The organism is Mesorhizobium sp. P2_E9, from assembly GCF_056403815.1.
Genome location: NZ_JBFUET010000008.1, coordinates 179,357 through 196,894 on the forward strand (window position 1 = coordinate 179,357; position 17,538 = coordinate 196,894).

General features: G+C 63.8%; 18 protein-coding genes. 14 read left to right on the forward strand and 4 right to left on the reverse strand.

Features of this window, described 5'->3' with window-relative positions; translation table 11 throughout:
• Nucleotides 1–166: 166 nt before the first annotated feature.
• From AC1D05_RS15855 to AC1D05_RS15875, 5 genes are read left to right on the forward strand one after another with little or no spacing between them, the layout of a single operon-like run.
• Complete coding sequence (locus tag AC1D05_RS15855) at nucleotides 167–1,183, forward strand: type III polyketide synthase (RefSeq protein WP_477441901.1); 1,017 nt, start codon at nucleotides 167–169, stop codon at nucleotides 1,181–1,183.
• 58 nt (nucleotides 1,184–1,241) lie between these two features.
• Nucleotides 1,242–2,462, forward strand: coding sequence for a sulfotransferase family protein (locus AC1D05_RS15860; RefSeq protein ID WP_477442078.1), 1,221 nt, complete (start codon nucleotides 1,242–1,244; stop codon nucleotides 2,460–2,462).
• A gap of 9 nt (nucleotides 2,463–2,471) precedes the next feature.
• Nucleotides 2,472–3,086 (forward strand): Tgt2/MlaC family protein, encoded by a 615-nt coding sequence (locus tag AC1D05_RS15865; RefSeq protein ID WP_477441902.1) that lies wholly within the window; start codon nucleotides 2,472–2,474, stop codon nucleotides 3,084–3,086.
• Complete coding sequence (locus AC1D05_RS15870; RefSeq protein WP_477441904.1) at nucleotides 3,055–3,816, forward strand: ABC transporter ATP-binding protein; 762 nt, start codon at nucleotides 3,055–3,057, stop codon at nucleotides 3,814–3,816. The genes AC1D05_RS15865 and AC1D05_RS15870 overlap by 32 nt, the downstream gene beginning before the upstream one ends.
• Nucleotides 3,817–3,819: 3 nt before the next feature.
• The gene (locus AC1D05_RS15875) at nucleotides 3,820–4,941 is read left to right on the forward strand and encodes an ABC transporter permease (RefSeq protein ID WP_477441905.1); all 1,122 of its coding nucleotides are present in this window, start codon (nucleotides 3,820–3,822) and stop codon (nucleotides 4,939–4,941) included.
• A gap of 20 nt (nucleotides 4,942–4,961) precedes the next feature.
• Here AC1D05_RS15875 and AC1D05_RS15880 read toward each other — a convergent pair whose 3' ends face one another.
• Genes AC1D05_RS15880 through flhA form a run of 3 tightly spaced genes read right to left on the reverse strand, consistent with a single transcriptional unit; the run spans nucleotide 4,962 to nucleotide 8,184 of the window.
• Complete coding sequence (locus AC1D05_RS15880) at nucleotides 4,962–5,345, reverse strand: hypothetical protein (RefSeq protein WP_477441907.1); 384 nt, start codon at nucleotides 5,343–5,345, stop codon at nucleotides 4,962–4,964.
• 2 nt (nucleotides 5,346–5,347) lie between these two features.
• Nucleotides 5,348–6,100, reverse strand: a complete 753-nt coding sequence (fliR, locus tag AC1D05_RS15885; protein WP_027045516.1) for a flagellar biosynthetic protein FliR — start codon at nucleotides 6,098–6,100, stop codon at nucleotides 5,348–5,350.
• On the reverse strand, nucleotides 6,097–8,184 hold the full coding sequence (flhA, locus tag AC1D05_RS15890; protein ID WP_477441909.1) for a flagellar biosynthesis protein FlhA: 2,088 nt from the start codon (nucleotides 8,182–8,184) through the stop codon (nucleotides 6,097–6,099). The genes fliR and flhA overlap by 4 nt, the downstream gene beginning before the upstream one ends.
• A gap of 116 nt (nucleotides 8,185–8,300) precedes the next feature.
• Here flhA and AC1D05_RS15895 point away from each other — a divergent pair, with 116 nt between their 5' ends.
• A complete protein-coding gene (locus AC1D05_RS15895; RefSeq protein ID WP_477441911.1) occupies nucleotides 8,301–8,600 on the forward strand; it encodes a putative quinol monooxygenase in 300 nt (99 codons plus the stop codon).
• A gap of 37 nt (nucleotides 8,601–8,637) precedes the next feature.
• Here the strand turns inward: AC1D05_RS15895 and AC1D05_RS15900 are convergent, their stop codons facing one another.
• Complete coding sequence (locus tag AC1D05_RS15900) at nucleotides 8,638–9,111, reverse strand: MarR family winged helix-turn-helix transcriptional regulator (RefSeq protein ID WP_477441913.1); 474 nt, start codon at nucleotides 9,109–9,111, stop codon at nucleotides 8,638–8,640.
• A 62-nt stretch (nucleotides 9,112–9,173) separates the two neighbouring features.
• Between AC1D05_RS15900 and AC1D05_RS15905 the strand changes: the two genes are divergently transcribed.
• From AC1D05_RS15905 to AC1D05_RS15940, 8 genes are all read left to right on the forward strand, one after another.
• Nucleotides 9,174–9,902 carry an NAD-dependent epimerase/dehydratase family protein gene (locus tag AC1D05_RS15905; protein ID WP_477441915.1) on the forward strand — a complete coding sequence of 243 codons (729 nt, stop codon included), beginning with the start codon at nucleotides 9,174–9,176 and terminating at the stop codon, nucleotides 9,900–9,902.
• A 15-nt stretch (nucleotides 9,903–9,917) separates the two neighbouring features.
• Nucleotides 9,918–10,430 (forward strand): cupin domain-containing protein, encoded by a 513-nt coding sequence (locus AC1D05_RS15910; protein WP_477441916.1) that lies wholly within the window; start codon nucleotides 9,918–9,920, stop codon nucleotides 10,428–10,430.
• Nucleotides 10,431–10,994: 564 nt separating this feature from the next.
• A complete protein-coding gene (locus AC1D05_RS15915) occupies nucleotides 10,995–12,776 on the forward strand; it encodes a chloride channel protein (protein WP_477441918.1) in 1,782 nt (593 codons plus the stop codon).
• A gap of 158 nt (nucleotides 12,777–12,934) precedes the next feature.
• Entirely contained in the window at nucleotides 12,935–13,594 is a 660-nt protein-coding gene (locus tag AC1D05_RS15920) for a helix-turn-helix domain-containing protein (RefSeq protein WP_477441919.1), read from the forward strand.
• Nucleotides 13,595–13,633: 39 nt separating this feature from the next.
• Nucleotides 13,634–14,710 carry an extracellular solute-binding protein gene (locus AC1D05_RS15925; protein ID WP_477441921.1) on the forward strand — a complete coding sequence of 359 codons (1,077 nt, stop codon included), beginning with the start codon at nucleotides 13,634–13,636 and terminating at the stop codon, nucleotides 14,708–14,710.
• Between the two features lie 22 nt (nucleotides 14,711–14,732).
• Entirely contained in the window at nucleotides 14,733–15,605 is an 873-nt protein-coding gene (locus AC1D05_RS15930; RefSeq protein ID WP_477441923.1) for an ABC transporter permease, read from the forward strand.
• On the forward strand, nucleotides 15,605–16,402 hold the full coding sequence (locus AC1D05_RS15935) for an ABC transporter permease (protein WP_477441924.1): 798 nt from the start codon (nucleotides 15,605–15,607) through the stop codon (nucleotides 16,400–16,402). Before AC1D05_RS15930 ends, AC1D05_RS15935 begins: the two co-directional genes overlap by 1 nt.
• Nucleotides 16,399–17,514 carry an ABC transporter ATP-binding protein gene (locus AC1D05_RS15940; RefSeq protein ID WP_477441926.1) on the forward strand — a complete coding sequence of 372 codons (1,116 nt, stop codon included), beginning with the start codon at nucleotides 16,399–16,401 and terminating at the stop codon, nucleotides 17,512–17,514. The genes AC1D05_RS15935 and AC1D05_RS15940 overlap by 4 nt, the downstream gene beginning before the upstream one ends.
• The last annotated feature ends 24 nt before the right edge of the window (nucleotides 17,515–17,538 follow it).

Sequence of the window (17,538 nt, forward strand, 5' to 3'; positions counted from 1 at the left end):
AAATATCGGCACCACGCAATAAAATACCTTATGCCGACGTTTGCCTTAGGAAGCGCTTCCCCAATTCCTAGACCTCTTATGAGACCCGATTGGGCTCATTGTCGGAGCAATTTTGTCCCCTCAGGCGTATCTGAACCGTATTTCCACGTCAGTTCCTGAACACGACGTGCACCAATTCTTCCTTCGCTATGGAGCTTCGCTGCTTGAAAACGATGCCCAGCGCCTTACGCTCTTCGAGCGAATGGTCAGTCTCGCCGGCATCGAACATCGCTATTCCTGCTTTGCGCCTGCCGACGATCCGCGCGGTGGGGCAATCGACCGCGACGGCACATCGGTCAGGGGCTCGTTCGCCAGCACGGCAATCCGTATGCAGATGTACGAAGCTGCTGCGCCGGAGCTCGCGCAAAAGGCCGTCGACACACTGCTGGCCGACGACGACCGCTCGCTGATCACACATTTGATCGTGACGAGTTGCACCGGCTTTTCGGCGCCTGGTATCGACCTCGAGCTGGTGCAGCGATGCGGCCTGCCGACGTCGGTCGAGCGCACCATCGTCGGCTTCATGGGATGCTATGCCGCCATCAATGCTTTGAAGCTGTCACGCCATATCGTGCGCTCCGACCCGAAAGCCCGCGTGCTGATCGTCAATATCGAATTGTGCACGCTGCATTTCAGGGAAGCCACCGAGCTCGAGAAGCTGATCTCGTTCTGCCTGTGGGGCGACGGGTGCGCGGCTGCGCTGGTAACGGCCGAACCGCACGGCATCCTGCTCGAAAGCTTCCACGCCATCGTCGCGGCCGAGCGCAAGGAGCTGATGAGCTGGCACATCCGCGACGACGGTTTTGACATGGTGCTGTCCGGCCAGGTTCCCGGCGCGGTCCGTGAGACGCTGCGCAACGAGCACCCGGCCATTCTCGGCGGCAGGCCCGCCAAAGAGATCGATTTGTGGGCGGTGCATCCCGGCGGCCGCTCCGTGCTCGACGCGGTCGAGCGGGCACTCAAACTGGAGCCGACCGCGCTCGCCGTATCGCGCGAAGTGCTCCGGCGATACGGCAACATGTCATCGGCAACCGTGATGTTCGTGATGGCCGAAATGCTGAAGGAGCCGTCGGGCTTGCTCGGCTGCGGCATGGCGTTCGGGCCGGGACTGACCACCGAGACCATGATGTTCCGGACCGCCTGAGGAGGTCTGGTGACCTGGCCGGTTTGAACATCTGAACCTATGGATCATAAGTTCCTTGATGATGCCATCGAACAATGTCCGACACCGCATCCGCGCTTTCGCAGCCCGTTGGCTGGTGCCCTATTTGCCGTACCCGCACTTCATGTGCGTGGCACCTCTTGAGGCCGTACTGAGGATCCTGTGGCGCGCGCAAGGCCAGATCCCTGCCGCCTATTGGCCGCGCCTGGTTCTCCTGCTCCTGCTTTCCGGGATCAGCACGGTTGCCTCCTTGCCGGAGCGCGTGATCGTTGGGGTGTGGCTGCGGCTGCGACCTCCCCGGATGGAGCGGGACAACGCCCCTGTGTTCGTCCTCGGCTACTTCCGATCCGGGACGACGTTTTTGCAGAACCTGCTGGCAGCCGATCCGAGCCTGAGATCGCCGAGCTGGCCGCAGGTCCTGGCACCCCAGACATTCGTCCTCGGTTGGGCTGTCCTGCGTTACCTTTTCGTACCCTTGCTACCGTTGACGCGCCTCAACACAGTGATGCCGGTGGGCGCCGGCTTGCCAGCGGAGGATGACTTCGCGTTGAACAATATGGGTGGGATGTCTGTCCTCGCGGGACGCGCGATACTTCCCCGCCGCCAGGCTTTCTTCAATCGATTTCACGATCTCGACGCGCTTTCGGCGGGCGAATTCAGCCGGTGGCGCTCACATCAGTTTGCTTTCGTGCAGAAGCTTACTCTCGTTGCGGGCGGGCGGCGACTTCTGCTCAAGTCGCCGAGCCACACGGCGCGCGTCCGCTACCTCTTAGAACTGTTTCCGGGCGCCAAGTTTGTCCACATCTCCCGTTCGCCCGAGGCGGTGTTCCGGTCCAACCTCCTTCTGGCGCGCGAATTGCAACGTGCATTCGCCCTGCAGCCGCCACTGCCCGAGGACGAGCAGGAGGAGATCATCGCTCACGAATATCTCGCGACAGAGATGCACTATCTGGCGGATAGAGCTCAGATTCCAGCCGCCGACCTCGCGGAAGTGCGGCTGCAGGATCTCGTTGCTGACCCGATAGGGGAGATGAAGCGGATCTACCGTGAACTGGGCCTGTCATTTTCCCCCAGCAGCGAGGAGGGAATGCTGCAGGTCGCCGCGACGTTCGTCAAACAGGTGCGTGGCCGCCATCCCGACCTGACGGAAAGGCAGAGAGCGCGGGTAGCGCGCCTCGAACCGCTGGCCGCCATTTTTGGACATGCGCCCGCACAGGCTCCTGAGGGGCTCGATGTTGACAGCCAACAACGCATTGGATGACATAGGATCATGACAGCAGGCCTTTGGTCGCACGCAAGCTGGGCAGCGTTGGCCCGGCTGTTGCTCGTCTCCGTGCTACTGGCGATCTGCGCCCCATCGCTTTCGGCATCTGCCGATGAGCAGAGCGACGCGGTCAAGTTGGTTGAGACCGTGCGCCAGGCGGCGATTGCGCTTGGGCACGGTGGATCCGCCGAGGGGCAGCTCCGCTCGATCTCCGCGGCGTTCGATGGTAGGGGCATCGCCCAAGCCGTGCTCGGGACGTATTGGCGACGCGCGAGTGCAGAAGACCGCGCCTCGGTGGTCGATGCGCTTCTTTATGCCATTGCGCACAGGCTGGCCGACAGACTGGAGCGGACGCAGGACAAGACCTTCACCGTGCTCGGGACGAAGCCCCTGGCCAACGGCGACATCCTGGTGCGCAGCGAATTCCGCCGGCCGCTCCACGGCCCAACATCCGTGGACTGGCGTATCCGCCGCTGCCGCGGACAACTCTGCATCGGCGATGTCTTTGTCGACGGCGGCTCCGTGACCGTGCAGCAGCGGGACCGCGTTGCCCAGCTGCTCGCCGGCAACGGCGGCTCGATCCCAGCACTTGTCGCCGACCTCAGGAAAGGCCGAGTATGACTCCTCGCTCGTGCTCATGTCCCTCCTCGTCGAATTGAGCAATGTCGGCCGCGACTTTGACGGCGGCCGCATTGTCGCCGTTGACGATGTGTCGCTTGCGATCGAGGATGACGAGACCGTCGCCATTGTCGGCCGGAGCGGGAGCGGTAAATCCACGATCCTGAACCTGGTCTGTGGGCTCGACCGGCCGACGCGCGGCGAAGTTCGGTTCGAAGGACGGGCCATCAACGGAAGGGCTGCATGGGCAGCCGTCCGGGCAAGCAAGATCGGCATCGTTTTCCAGAACTTTTTCCTGCTCCAGTCTTTATCGGCGCGCGAGAACATCGAAGTGGCTTTGTTGGGAAACCTCGGCGGCGCGCGGCAGCGTCGCGTTCGCGCGCTCGAACTTCTGGCACATTTCGGTCTTGCCGAGCGCGCCACGCTCCGGCCAGCGGAGCTTTCGGGCGGCGAACGCCAGCGGCTTGCAATTGCGCGGGCGCTTGCAAACCGTCCGAAGCTTCTCGTTGCGGACGAGCCGACAGGAAGCCTCGACGTGCAGACGAGCCAATCCGTGATGAGCATCATTGGCAATGTGCATCGCGAGTTCGGCACCGCGGTGATCGTCGTGACCCATGACGAGGACGTGGCCGCACTGTGCGGTCGGCGAATCGAGATTTCCGACGGCAGCATCCGCTCGGACAGCCGAATGGGGGCGATGTCAACGCCCGCGCCGGCGTCGCGGACCCGCTAACCCATGACAGAGCTGACCCTTCCCTTGCGCGGTCTCATTGCGCGCCCGCTTCGCACCCTCCTCACGGTTCTCGGCATCGCCTTGGCGGTCGCGGGGTTTGTGGCGCTTACCGGCCTGACCGCCGGCGTCCAGCGCTCGTTCGCATCGGGAATCGATGAGAACGGCGCGGACCTGGTGGTGAGCCAGCGCGGTGCTTTCAACTTGGTGAGCAGCACCGTGCCCAGGTCGCTGGGCTCCGGGCTTACCGCAGTGCCAAACGTCGAGGCCGTGTCGGGCGTTCTCCTGAACATCACCACCGCCGACGACGACGCGAATATTGTCATGGCCGGCTGGCCCGCCGGCAGCTTCCTGTGGAACGATATGCACCTCTTGTCGGGACGAATCCCTGCACCGGGGGATCAGTGGCCCGTAATCCTTGGCGAGTCGATCGCCACCGCATTGGACAAGCGGGTCGGTGATACTGTCGAACTCCAGTTCCAGCCCTACCAGATTGTCGGCATCGCGTCGTTCTCGTCAGTGCTGAACCAGAACAGCGCGATCGTTCCGCTCGAAGGGCTGCAGCAACTCCTGTCGCGGGAAGACGTGTTTACCTTGTACGAGGTGCGGTTGAAGCGCCCGCTCGAGAAGAACGACATCGCCGTTGCCCGAGCCCGGCTCATCGCGGCTGCACCGGGGTTCGCGGTCGGCGACACCGAGCAGTTTGCCAACAGCATCCGCATCTTCGATCTGCTTCAGGCGATTGCCCGGACAATTTCACTGGTTGTCATGGCGATGGCCTCTGTCGCCGTTGCCAATACACTTCTGATGGCCGTGAACGAACGGACGTTCGAGATTGGCGTTCTCGCTGCACTTGGCTGGTCGCCGCGGCGGATTCTTCGGCTCATTCTTATCGAAGGCGTGATCATGAGCGCAGCCGGTGGGGTCATCGGGATCATTCTCGGCGCCCTGACAATGGAAATGGCGGCGAAGACAAAGTTCGCGGCGGGTCTGATCGTGCCTTACCTGTCAAGCTGGTCGATCGCCCAAGCGCTGATCTTCGTCTTCATCGCCGGGCCCCTCGGCGCGCTCTACCCTGCCTGGCGCGCCACGCGCCTTCTCCCCGCTGACGCGCTGCGCAGGATCTGACACAGGCAGAGTTGCAGCCGCTATTCTTCCCCCCGCTTCTGCGCGATCAGGTCCAGCCGCTCACGGTCGGCGCTCTCGCGTTCGTCGCGATTGCGCACGTCCTTGTAAGCGCGTTCGACCATGTTGGTGCGGGCGGTTGCCGTGGCGATGAGGGCGACTTCTTGTTTGGCGCTTTCCAGGCTCTTCTCCTGGCGCACCACGGCCTGGGCGATGCGGCGGTGATAGAGATCGGGGAACAGGCTGGACAGCGAATTGTCCTGGTCGAAATGGCCGATCAACTCCCTGGCCTCGGCCTCGGCGGCGTTTGCCGCGGCCAGGAAGCTGGCGTGGCGGGTCTCGTGCAGCGCCTTCAGCTGTTCCTGCACCTTGACCAGTTTCTTCAGGCGGTCCTTGCGCGTGCTCATCGCTACCTCGCCAGCGTCAAGTCGACGAAGCCGTCGACGAACAGCGACAGCATGGTGCCGATGGCGAAATAGAAGATGATCATGCCGCCGGCGATGACGAAGGGCTGGGAGATGAAATAGATCGGGATCTGCGGGGTCAGCTTGTTGACGAAGCCGATCGTCAGATTGACCAGAATGGCATAGGCGACAAACGGGCTGCCGAGGCGGATGACCAGGAAGAAGGTGTCCGAAACGGTGTCGGTGATGTCGACGAGCGCGGCCTGCGGGTTGAAGAAGATGTTGACCGGCGCGACGGTGTAGGACGCCACCAGGGCGCGGACGATCTCGTGGTCGAAATCGAAGACGAACAGCATCAACAGCGCCGAAAACGAGATGATGGCGGCAAGGGCGGCCTGCGGTTCCGGCTCCTCGATCGCCGGTCCGCCCGAGCCGCCATAGCCGATCAGCATGGCGATGGCCGAGCCCATGAAGCGCAGGGCTTCCATGTAGAGCCTGGTCATGGCGCCGATCAGCCCGCCGACCAGTAGTTCCGAGATGATCATCGGCACCAGGATCTGCGGGCGCGGATCGACGAAGGGAATGATGCGATCCCACAGGAAGGCGAGCAGGCCGCCGGTCGCGGCGACCGCAACGAACAGCCTGACCTGCACCGGCACGCGGGCGCTGGACAGGCCAGGCATCAGCATGAAGCAGGCGCCGATGCGGCAGAAGGCGAGGAACGCCGCGATGACGACGCTCTGCGAAAGAACGCTCACGATATGGTCCCGAGCACCCTGATCTCGACGCCCTTGGCGATTTCGACATGGGAGAGCACCGGCAGCGTGGTGAACAGGCGCTCGATGATCATGCGCACATAGGGGCGGGCGTCGGGCGCGGTGACGAGGACGAAGCGCTCGCCGGCTTCGAGGAACTTCTTGATCGCCTTGGTGGCGTCCTGGCCAAATTCCTCGAGCTGGCGCGGATCGATGTCGAACTCGCGCACCTCGCCCTTGGCGTCGCGTTTGAGGCTCTGGTGGAAGGCGAGGTCCCAGCGGTTGCCGAGACGCAACACCTTGAGCACGCCGCCCTCCGAGAGGTCGCCGCAGATCTGTTGGGCCATGCGGATGCGGACATGCTCGACGATCTGCTCGGTGCGGCGCACATGCGGCGCGATCTCGGCGATGGCTTCGATGATCAGGTGCAGATTGCGGATCGAGACGCGCTCGGCGAGCAGCAGCTTCAGCACCGCCTGCAGGCCGGGATAGGAGATGTGCGTGGTGCAGATCTCGTCCGCGAGCTTGCGGTATTCCTGGTCCTGGCGCTCGAGCAGCGCCTTCATGTCCTTGTAGGACAGGAGTTGCGGCAGGTTGTTGCGGATCACCTCGGAGAGATGGGTGAGCAGCACCGACATGTTGTCGGCGAAGGTGTAGTTCTCGCGCTTCAGATCCTCGGCGAAGGTCTCCATGACGGAATAGGCGCGCATGCCGAAGGCCGGCTCGCGGATCTCTTCGCCGGGTATTTCGGGCACCTCGCGGCTGCCGAGTAGCACCATGATCTCGCCGACGCGCATCGAATATTCGGCAACCACCGTGCCGTGCACCTTGATCTGGTAGCTCTTCGGCGGGATGGCGAAATCGTCGGCAACACGCACTTCCGGCACGACGAAGCCGTATTGCTGGGCGAATTTCTTGCGCATCTTGGCCATGCGGAAGACCAGTTCCTGATGCGAGACCAGCAGCCGGGTCGACAGCTGCTTGCCGATCAGAAGTTCGATCTCGGCGGTGGCGAGCGACGCCTTGACCGAGTTCTTCTCTTCCTCGACCTTGGTCGCCTTCTCCTGGGTCTTCAATGCTTCGGCCGCGGCGAGGACACGGTTGGCGCGCATCGGGATGATGTAGCCGAGAGCGGCCATGCCACCGGCCAGTGCAAAGAACGGGAACAGCGGCAGGCCGGGCATCAGGCCGAGCAGCACCAGCAGCGCCGCCGCCACATAGAGTGCGCGTGGATGGGCGCCGAGCTGGCCGAACACGGCCTGGTTGGTCGAGCCGCGCGTGCCGCCCTTGGACACCAGCAGGCCGGCGGCGAGCGAGACGATCAGCGCCGGGATCTGGGTGACCAGGCCGTCGCCGACAGACAGCTTGATGAACACGTCGGCGGCCTCGCCCATGCCCATACCATGCCTGATATAGCCGATCGCGATGCCGCCGACGATGTTGATGGCGGTGATGATGAGGCCGGCGATGGCGTCGCCGCGCACGAATTTCGAGGCACCGTCCATCGAGCCGAAAAAGGAGGATTCTTCCTCCAGTTCGCGGCGGCGCAGCTGCGCGGTCTTGTCGTCGATCATGCCGGCGGAGAGATCGGCGTCGATCGACATCTGCTTGCCGGGAATGGCGTCGAGGGTGAAGCGGGCGCCGACTTCGGCGATACGCGTGGCGCCCTTGGTGATGACGATGAAGTTCACCACGATCAGGATCATGAAGACGATGAGGCCGATGACGAAGTCGCTGGCCATCACCAGCTTGGAGAAGCCGGCAATCACGTAGCCGGCGGCGTGCGTACCTTCATTGCCGTGTGACAGGATCATGCGCGTGGTGGCGATGTTCAGGGATAGCCGCAGCATGGTGGCGATGAGCAGCACGGTCGGGAACGAGGAGAAATCGAGCGGCCGCTGGATCCACAGCGCCACCATCAGGATCAGCACCGAGAGCGCGATCGAGAAGGCGAGGCCGATGTCGATGAGGAAGGCCGGGATCGGCAGGAACAGCACGGCCAGGATGATGACGATGCCGAGTGCGAAGAAGACATCGCGGCCATTCTTGGCCACCGCGCCGGGCTGGATGCTTTCGCTGATCGCCATTCTCTTCCTCGAACCATAGGTTGCTGTGCATAGGACAGCCCGGCGAGGGTAGCTGGCCAAGCTTGCGCGAGGGTGGGAGAGTGGCTGGACTTGATGTCGCGAAGGAAGGGAAACCCATGCTCCTGATCATTGGCACGATCCGCTTGCCCGCCGGAAAGTTGGAGGAAGCAAAGCCTGACATGGAGCGCATGATTTCGGGCAGCCGTGCCGAGGATGGCTGCCTCGAATATTCCTATGCGCACGACGTGCTCGACACGGGGTTGATCCGGGTCACCGAGGTGTGGCGCGACAGGGCCGCGCTCGATGCGCATTTCCGCTCGCCGCACATCGCCGCGTGGCGCTCAAGCTGGCCAGCACTTGGTATCGGCGAGCGCAATCTCGTGCTCTATGAAGCCGGCGAGCCCATGCCGACCTGATCGGTCGCTGCCCGGCCGGTCGGAAACCGGCAAACAATCAGGACTCCGCTGTGGTGGCGACGCCGACCAGCCAACGCCTGACGGCGCGTTCTTCCGCGGCCGACAGGCCCGCCGTCAGCTCACTCTCGATGGCTTGCACGCGCTCGCGGCAGGCGCGCAGCAGTGAGCGACCGCTGTCGCTGAGATCGATGTGCTGGATGCGGCCATGGACGGCATGCGGCTTGCGCACCAGCGAACCTGCCCGTTCGAGATTGGCGACGATGACGCTGAGCGTTTGCGGGGTGAGCAGGGCCAGCCGGGCAAGATCGGCATTGGAGAGGCCGGGATAGGCGGCAAGCATGGTCAGCGTGACAAATTGCGGCTGCGTCACGCCGAGATCGCCCAGCGCCCTGTCCATCCTGAGCCGATGCGCGCCGGCCGCCTGCCGCAGGAGATAGCCGAGATAGCCTTCCTCGCCGCGTTTGCCTTCGCCGGGAGCCGGAATCGACGGACGCTGATTGGGCTTGCGCATAATATCAGAGCTCTTATATGTTGTTCGTGTACTGATATTACGACGATGTGGAGTTGATGACGATGGGTCATCGAATTTTTCTTGCCGGCGCCTCGGGCGCCATCGGGCAGCGGCTGATCCCGCAGCTCCTGGCCGCAGATCATCAGGTGACGGGCACCACGCGCAATGCGGACAAGGCCGCAGCATTGCGCGCCCTCGGCGTCGAGCCGGTGGTCGTGGATGTCTTCGATGCCGAGACCCTGTCGCGTGCGATGCTTGCCGCCAAGCCTGATGTTGTCGTCCATCAACTGACCGACCTGCCGCCAGGGCTGGATCCGAGCCGGATGGGCGAGGCCATTGAGCGCAATGCCCGTATCCGCGACGAAGGCACGCGCAATCTGGTCGCGGCCACCGTCGCGTCCGGTGTCCGGCGCATGGTCGCGCAAAGCATCGCCTGGGCCTATGCGCCGGGCCCGGAGCCGCATGGCGAAACCGACCCCCTGGACGGCGGTGCCAGCGGCAATCGCGGCATCAGCGTTGGCGGTGTCATCGCCTTGGAAAAGGCCGTGCTCAACGCACCATTCGAGGGTGTGGTCCTGCGATACGGCCAGCTCTATGGACCGGGGACGGGAACCGATACGGCCGCAGGCGCATCACCGGTGCATGTCGATGCGGCTGCCTATGCCGCGCTGCTCGCGCTCGACAAGGGTCCACCCGGCATCTTCAACGTAGCGGAACCCAACCAGGCGGTCTCGACACAAAAGGCGGTCGAGGAACTGGGCTGGCGCGCCGATTTCCGCTTGCCTGCCTGAATCGGAGACATCGATATGCTCGGCAATCAAGCTCGTTTGCGCACCGGCCAATCTCTTATCGCCATCAGCGCTGTCGGGGTTCTGTTCGCGCTCGCGGCAAAGTGGGCCGGCCCGGGTTTCATTGGCACCGTGCCTGATGGCATGGAAACGCACATGCAGATGGCAAACACCGATGGAGATGGTGCCGCCGGAGCACGGGCGAAGACGGTCGTCACGCCGATCTCCTGCGAAAAGCTGCCCAACGTACCGGGCAAGTCGATCACCACGGCGATCGTAGCATTCCCGCCGAATGCCTATACGCCTCGCCACCGGCATCCGGGCTCGGTCAGCGCCTTCGTCTTGACGGGTACGCTACGCTCGCAGCTCGAAGGCGGCCCGGTCGCCGTCTATACCGGGGGACAGACCTGGTTCGAGCCGCCCGGCACGGTCCATCTCTTCGCCGAGAATGCCAGCGCCACCGAGCCCGCCGAACTCCTGGCGACGTTCATCGCCGACGACGATTGCGGGCCGCTGACCATACCGGACTGACGGCAGAAGCAATTGCCTCTCGATCGGCTAGCTGAGAAGGCCTAGCAGGCGTTGACCTGTCTGCAGGACCAACCTCCGCCATCGGTATCGTGGCAATCTTCGTAGCTGCCGTAACACATGTTCGTTGAATTACGGTACCAGGGATAACCGCCAGGACAGCAAACGTCCTGCTGCGCAAGCTGAAGAAATCCTTCTGTCGGCCGGCTCTGTTGTTCCGTATTGCCACCGAGCAAAAGAGACATCGAGTATGAAATATCCTGCCTAACTGGCATATCCAGGCTTGAGCTGCTCATTGCAGACGAGCTCAAAAAAATCGCGCAAACAGCTGACGAAAAAAACCCCCGCGCACTCATGTTCTCCTCCTTGAGGGAAATGAAGACGGGCTAAAATACCACTTTTCAGGCGTTGCGTCGATTTCGTGAGCGAGCTCGGGGATTGACCAAAAGAAGCCTCTAAGCCGTTCGAAAACGATCCTCACAGGGGTAGCCGGTATCGCGGTTGCCATGCGGTATCCCCAGGCGTATCAGCCTTCCAAATCCCTTTTAATATCGGCGAGCCGCCCCGGTGCTTTCCAGAAACCAACCACAAGTCTACGCCCGCCGGCTGCGCGCGGTGCTTTTGAGATCAATTCCTCTGCTCGAGGCGCGCGGCATCGCCGTGGTCATCCTGGCGGGCGTCGTCGGGGTCATGGCGGGCATATTGGTTACCGCGATGAGCCAGATCGTGCAGGACCTGCACGGTCTGCTGTTCGGCGTTCAGCCAGGCGGCCGGCTTTCCGGCATGTTCTCGCTCGCCAATCCGATGCAGGCGCTGATACCGGCGATCGGCGGCGCCTTGCTCGGGCTCAGCGTAATCTGGCTGCGGTTGCGTAAATTCCGCACCCCGGTCGATCCGATCGAAGCCAATGCGCTCTATGGCGGGCGCATGTCGCTGACCGACACCTTCATCATCGTCGGCCAGACGATGATCTCCAGCGGCTTCGGCGCCTCGGTCGGACTGGAAGCCGGCTACACGCAGGTCGGATCCGGCCTGGCATCGCGCCTGGCGCGCATCTTCAGGCTGCGCCGCAACGATGTCCGCATCCTGGTCGGCTGCGGTGCGGCCGGCGCTATCGCCGCCGCCTTCGATGCGCCGCTGACCGGCGCCTTCTACGGTTTCGAACTGGTCATCGGCATCTACTCGGTCGCCAATGTCGCGCCTGTGATGACGGCGGCGATCTCGGCCTCGCTGACGGCGGAGATGTTCGGCGGCGTGCCGTTTCCGCTGGAGCTCTCAGGGCTGCCGGCGCTGACGCCCAGCCAGTATGTGCCCTTCCTGCTGCTCGGGCTGCTGGGCGGTGCGGCTTCGATCGCCATCATGCAGTTGGTGACGCTGATCGAACGCGGTTTCAACAGGCTGTCGATCGATGCCTCGCTGCGTCCGGTCATCGGCGGCGTCATCGTTGGCCTCTTGGGGCTGATCACGCCGCAGGTGCTGTCCAGCGGCCATGGCGCGCTGCATCGCGAATTCGCCATGAACTACGGGCTGGCTGTTGTCGCGAGTGTCTTCCTGCTCAAGCTGGCGGCGTCGGCCATCTCGCTCGGCTCCGGTTTTCGCGGCGGCTTGTTCTTCGCTTCGCTGTTCCTCGGCGCGCTGCTCGGCAAGGCATTCGCCGGCGTGATGGCGCTGGTCTCGCCGGCGACCGGCATCGACCCCTCCGTCGCCGCCGTCGTTGGCATGACCTCGCTTGCCGTCGGTGTCGTCGGCGGCCCGCTGACCATGACCTTCCTGGCACTGGAATCGACACGCGACCTGACGCTGACCGGCGTCGTTCTGGCCGCCTCGATCATGGCGGCGATCCTGGTGCGCGAAACGTTCGGCTATTCGTTCTCGACATGGCGCTTCCATTTGCGCGGCGAGACGATCCGCAGCGCCCACGATGTCGGCTGGATGCGCAGCCTCACCGTCGGCTCGATGATGCGCAAGGACATCAAGACCATCGATGCCTCGACGTCGCTGGCTGACTTCCGCAGGCAGATCCCGCTCGGCTCCGCCCAGCGCGTCATCGCCGTCGATCCGGGCGATCAGTATGTCGGCGTGCTGATCGTCGCCGAACTGCACAGCGATCCCGCCGGCGGCGAGGTGCCGGTGCGCGATCTGGCGCAGTACAAGGATGCGGTCCTGGTGCCGAGCATGAACGTGCAGACCGCCGCCGAGACGTTCCAGCGCGCCGGCGCCGAGGAACTGGCGGTGGTCGAGGATTTCACCGACCACATCGTGCTCGGACTGCTGACCGAGGGTCATCTGATGCGGCGCTACGCCGAGGAGCTCGAAAAGGCGCGCCGGGACCTGTCGGGCGAGGGGTAGGCATCTCCTTGTCGGCGGTTAGGCACGTCCTCCTTCCGCGGACATACCCTCCGATTTGAGCAAGCCTGGCCCAGATATTGGTGCGCTCCTGGCGTCATGTGCGGCTTGTCAATTGTACAGTGGCACTGTACAAGATGTTAAGTGAGGTGGAAGACCGCATGAGCAAGGGGTCCGACAAGGCTTCGGTAAAGACGGGCGACGCACCGGTCGCGACCCATGCCCATCAGGTGCTCGGCATGCGGCTCAAGAGCCTTCGCCTCGCCCGCAGGCTGTCCTTGCGGGAGCTTGCGGAAGCGACCGGGACGAGCGCCAGTTTCATCAGCCAGCTTGAACGTGGCCTGACCGGCGCCAGCACCGCCTCGCTCAACCAGATGGCTTCGGCGCTCGGCGTCAGCGTCGCCATGCTGTTCGAGGAAAGCACAGCGCAAAACCATGGCGTTCTGAGACGAAGCGAGCGGCCGAGCCTGCCGCCCAGCGACGGCTGCCGCAAGATGCTGTTGTCGCGCCCGCCGCTCAGCGACATGGAAGTCTATGTCGGGGAATTCGACATTGGCGGTTCGACCGGGCCCGATCGCTACACCCATGGCGACGCGCACGAGATGCTCGTCGTGCTGCGCGGCATCGTCGAGGTCTCGCTCGGCGAGGCGCGCCACGTGCTCGAGGAGGGCGACAGCATCGAATACACGACGTCGACACCGCATCGCTCAGAGAACATCGGCAGTGGCCGAGCCGAAGTGATGTGGATCATCGCGCCGCCGACCTCGGTGCGCGCCGAACTCGATCAATACACGGCCTGGAAACCGCTCGCGGCCAGGTAGGTCCAATCCAATGCGGGCATCAATGGGAGAATGACAATCATGCAGAAAACGAAAGCTTTGTATCTCAGCGCCGTGATGGCGCTTGGCGTGCTGGCAACCGCGGCGTTCGCGCAGGAGAAGCCGGTCGCAGGCGAGGTCAAGGAAGGGTCGCTCAAGGGCAAGACGCTGACGTTCGTCTCTTATGGCGGCATCTACCAGGACGGCCAGGCGGCCGCGCTGAAGGAGTTCGTCGACAAGTCCGGCGTCAAGCTGCTCAATGACGGACCGACCGAGATCGCCAAGCTGCAGGCGCAGGTCGAGTCCGGCAATGTAGCCTGGGACGTCGTCGACACCGACGACCTGCCGCCTTACGTCTATTGCGGCAAGCTGTTCCAGAAGCTGGATCTGACGAAGCTCGACGTCTCGAAGATCCCGGAAGGCCAGGTCGGCGAGTGCTCGGTGCCGGCGATGAACTACGGCGTCGTGCTGATGTACAACAAGGAAAAGTACAAGGATAATCCGCCCAAGAGCTGGGCCGACTTCTTCGATACGGCAAAGTTCCCGGGCGTGCGCGGGATCGACGGCTCCGGCAGCCCGACGGGCGGCTTGCTGGAACAGGCGTTCAAGGTTGCCGGCGGCGACCCGAAGGCGATGACGGTGGCCGATATCGACAAGGCTATCGATGTGGTCCGCAAGCTCGGCCCCGATACCATTTTCTGGAAGACGGGCGCTGAATCGCAGCAGCTGGCGGAATCCGGCGAGGCCGACATGCTGATGATGTGGACGGGTCGCGCCATGACCGCGGTCAAGAACGGCGCCAAATACGCGCCGGCCTGGCAGGACTGGCTGGTGGTGATGGACCAGATGACGATCCCCGTCGGCGTCAAGGATACGGACGCGTCCTACGCGCTGCTCAATGCCTATCTCGGCAAGCACGCTCAGGAGGTCCTGGCGGAGAAGACATCCTACACGCCGATCAACAGCGACGCGCAGCCCAAGGTCGACGCTTCCGTCGCCGCCTTCCTGACCAATACTCCGGATCGCCAGAAGCAGGGCTACAAGCAGAACTTCAAGTTCTGGGTTCCGAACTTCGCGGTGGCGCAGGAGAAGTGGTCGGCGCTGATGGCCGGCAACTGAACCGGCGAACGAGAGGCAGATCGTGAGCGCGTCCGAGCTTCCAACCCAACCCGCCGCCGATGCGCGGCCGGGACGGGCATGGCGGCCGTTCGCGCTCACGGCGCCGGCGCTGATCCTGCTCGTCGCGGTGATCGGCTATCCGCTGTTCACCATCGTGCTGCGCAGCCTGTCGGAGCCGGAATGGGGCGTGCAGAACTATGCCTGGTTCTTCGGCGCCCCGGCCAACCTCACCGTGCTCCAGCGGACCTTCGCGATCTCGGCCTGGGTCACGCTGGTCTGCGTGATCGCGGCCTACCCCTACGCCTATCTGATGACGGCGGTCGGTCCGCGCGTCCGGTTGGTGCTGGTGCTTTGCGTGCTGATCCCGTTCTGGGTGAGCGGGGTGGTTCGCACTCTGTCCTGGGTGATCCTGCTGCAGGATTCGGGCGTCATCAATTCGCTGCTGCGCGCGGCCGGGTTCAGTGGGGTCAAGTTGATCCGAACCCAGACCGGCGTGGTGATCGGCATGGCGCAGGTGCTTTTGCCGTTCATGATCCTGCCGCTCTATTCGGTCATGAAAGGCATTGATCTCAGGTTGATGCGCGCGGCGCAAAGCCTTGGCGCGCGACCGTCCCGCGCCTTCTTCACCGTCTATCTGCCGCTGTCCCTGCCGGGGGTCTATGCCGGCGCGATCATCGTCTTCATCCTGGCGCTGGGCTTCTATATCACCCCCGCTTTGCTCGGCGGTCCGCGTTCCACCATGCTGTCGACGCTGGTGCAGACCCAGGTGCTCAGCCTGCTGCAATGGGGCCGCGGCGGCGCGATGGGCGTGGTGCTGCTCGTCGCAACCTTCGTGCTCCTGGCGCTGGCGGCGCCGGTGATGCGCTCCAGGTACCGCGAAGCGGAGCGGCGCTGATGGAGATGAAGCCGCTCACACGCTTGGTTTTGGGCCTGGTCTGTCTGCTGGTGGCGATATGGCTGGTGGCGCCGACGCTGGTCGTGGTGCCGATGTCGTTCAACGAGAACAAGTCGCTGGCGTTTCCGCCGCAGGGCTTCTCCTGGCAGTGGTACCAGAACTTCGCCACCAATCCGGACTGGTCGAACAGCTTCCTCAATTCGCTCAAGGTCGCCTCGATCGTGGCGGTGCTGGCAACGGTGCTTGGCACGCTCGCGGCTTTCGGCCTTGACCGTATGAAGGCCGGGCCGGCCAGCCTGTTGCGGATGCTGATGCTGACGCCGATGGTGGTGCCGGGCGTGGTGCTCGCTATCGGCATCTATGCCGTCTATCTCGACACCCATCTCGTCGGCACGCTGCTGGGCTTCGTGCTTGCCCACACCGTCCTTGCGCTTCCCTTCGTGCTGATTGCGGTCTCGGCTAGCCTCGAAGTCTTCGACAGGCGCCTCGAGACGGCGGCGGCGAGCCTCGGCGCGGGAGCGCTGACCACGTTCCGCACGGTGACGCTGCCGCTGATCCTGCCCGGCATGCTGTCCGGTCTGCTCTTCGCCTTCGCCACTTCCTTCGACGAGATCGTCGTGTCGCTGTTCATCACCAACCCCTATCTCAAGACCTTGCCCGTGCAGATATTCTCCTCGATCACCCGCGACGCCGACCCGACGGTTGCCGCCGTCGGCACGATCCTGCTTTTCGCTACGACGATACTGATCGGCGGCGGCATGCTTCTTCTTGGTCGCGAGCGGAAAGGACGCCAATGAAGCAGGCACAGGAGAGCAAGGGCGCGGCGATCGATCTCGAATCGATCAGCAAGGCCTATGGCGGCTTCAAGGCGCTGGACGGCGTTTCGCTGCGGATCGAGCCCGGCGAGTTCATGACGCTGCTCGGCCCGAGCGGCTCCGGCAAGACCACGACGCTCAACGTCGTGGCCGGCTTCACCGACCTGACGAGCGGCAAGCTGCTGGTCGGCGGCAAGAACGTCGTCGGCGTGCCGGCGCACAAGCGCAACATCGGCGTCGTCTTCCAGCACTACGCGCTTTTCCCGCACATGAGCGTCGGCCGCAACGTCGCCTATCCGCTGACGCTACGCGGCGTCGATCAGGCAGAGCGAAAGGCGCGCGTCGCAAGGGCGCTCGACATGGTCAAGATGGGCGATTTCGCGCATCGTTATCCCAGCGAACTGTCGGGCGGCCAGCAGCAGCGCGTGGCGCTGGCCCGCGCCATCGTCTTCGACCCGCCGCTGTTGCTGATGGATGAGCCGCTCGGCGCGCTCGACAAGAAGCTGCGCGAATGGCTCCAGCTCGAGATTAAGCGCATCCATCGCGAGCTCGGAACCACCTTCGTCTATGTGACGCACGACCAGGAGGAGGCGCTGGTTCTGTCGGATCGCATCGCGGTGTTCAATCGCGGGCGGATCGAGCAGGTCGGCACCGGCCGTGAGCTGTACGATGAACCCGCGACGCTGTTCGTCGGCCGTTTCATCGGCGACTCCACGGTGCTGCGCGGCGAGGCGCGAAGCGACGGCGCGAGCACGGCGCTCACCATCGCCGGCGAGACGGTGACGGCGCCGCGGCGGATCGCCGGCGAAGCCCGTCCGGTCATGCTGCTGCGTCCCGAAAAACTCGCCATCCGCAGGCCCGGCCAGAGTGCTGTAGGCACCACCAACCGGCTGCCGGGCACGATCGCGGAAGCCATCTATCTCGGCTCCGGATCGAAGTACGAAGTCAGGCTCGGCGACGGCTCCACGGCGGTCGTGCGCTCGCCGCTGACCGGCGACAGTTTTGGCCTTGGCGACAAGGTGGAGCTTTGCTTCGACGGTGCCGACGCCAAGCTTCTGGCCGATGACAGCTCGGCCGACGCGACGCTGACCTGATCCATCTCTTTGTTTTAACGCAAT

Coding starts and splice junctions, on each gene's coding strand:
- AC1D05_RS15905 (WP_477441915.1), top strand. CDS start 9,174: ATGGGTCATCGAATTTTTCTTGCCGGCGCCTCGGGCGCCATCGGGCAG.
- AC1D05_RS15900 (WP_477441913.1), bottom strand. CDS start 9,111: ATGCGCAAGCCCAATCAGCGTCCGTCGATTCCGGCTCCCGGCGAAGGC.
- AC1D05_RS15925 (WP_477441921.1), top strand. CDS start 13,634: ATGCAGAAAACGAAAGCTTTGTATCTCAGCGCCGTGATGGCGCTTGGC.
- flhA (WP_477441909.1), bottom strand. CDS start 8,184: ATGGCGATCAGCGAAAGCATCCAGCCCGGCGCGGTGGCCAAGAATGGC.
- AC1D05_RS15880 (WP_477441907.1), bottom strand. CDS start 5,345: ATGAGCACGCGCAAGGACCGCCTGAAGAAACTGGTCAAGGTGCAGGAA.
- AC1D05_RS15875 (WP_477441905.1), top strand. CDS start 3,820: ATGACAGAGCTGACCCTTCCCTTGCGCGGTCTCATTGCGCGCCCGCTT.
- AC1D05_RS15910 (WP_477441916.1), top strand. CDS start 9,918: ATGCTCGGCAATCAAGCTCGTTTGCGCACCGGCCAATCTCTTATCGCC.
- AC1D05_RS15940 (WP_477441926.1), top strand. CDS start 16,399: ATGAAGCAGGCACAGGAGAGCAAGGGCGCGGCGATCGATCTCGAATCG.
- AC1D05_RS15860 (WP_477442078.1), top strand. CDS start 1,242: ATGATGCCATCGAACAATGTCCGACACCGCATCCGCGCTTTCGCAGCC.
- AC1D05_RS15865 (WP_477441902.1), top strand. CDS start 2,472: ATGACAGCAGGCCTTTGGTCGCACGCAAGCTGGGCAGCGTTGGCCCGG.
- AC1D05_RS15920 (WP_477441919.1), top strand. CDS start 12,935: ATGAGCAAGGGGTCCGACAAGGCTTCGGTAAAGACGGGCGACGCACCG.
- AC1D05_RS15935 (WP_477441924.1), top strand. CDS start 15,605: ATGGAGATGAAGCCGCTCACACGCTTGGTTTTGGGCCTGGTCTGTCTG.
- AC1D05_RS15895 (WP_477441911.1), top strand. CDS start 8,301: ATGCTCCTGATCATTGGCACGATCCGCTTGCCCGCCGGAAAGTTGGAG.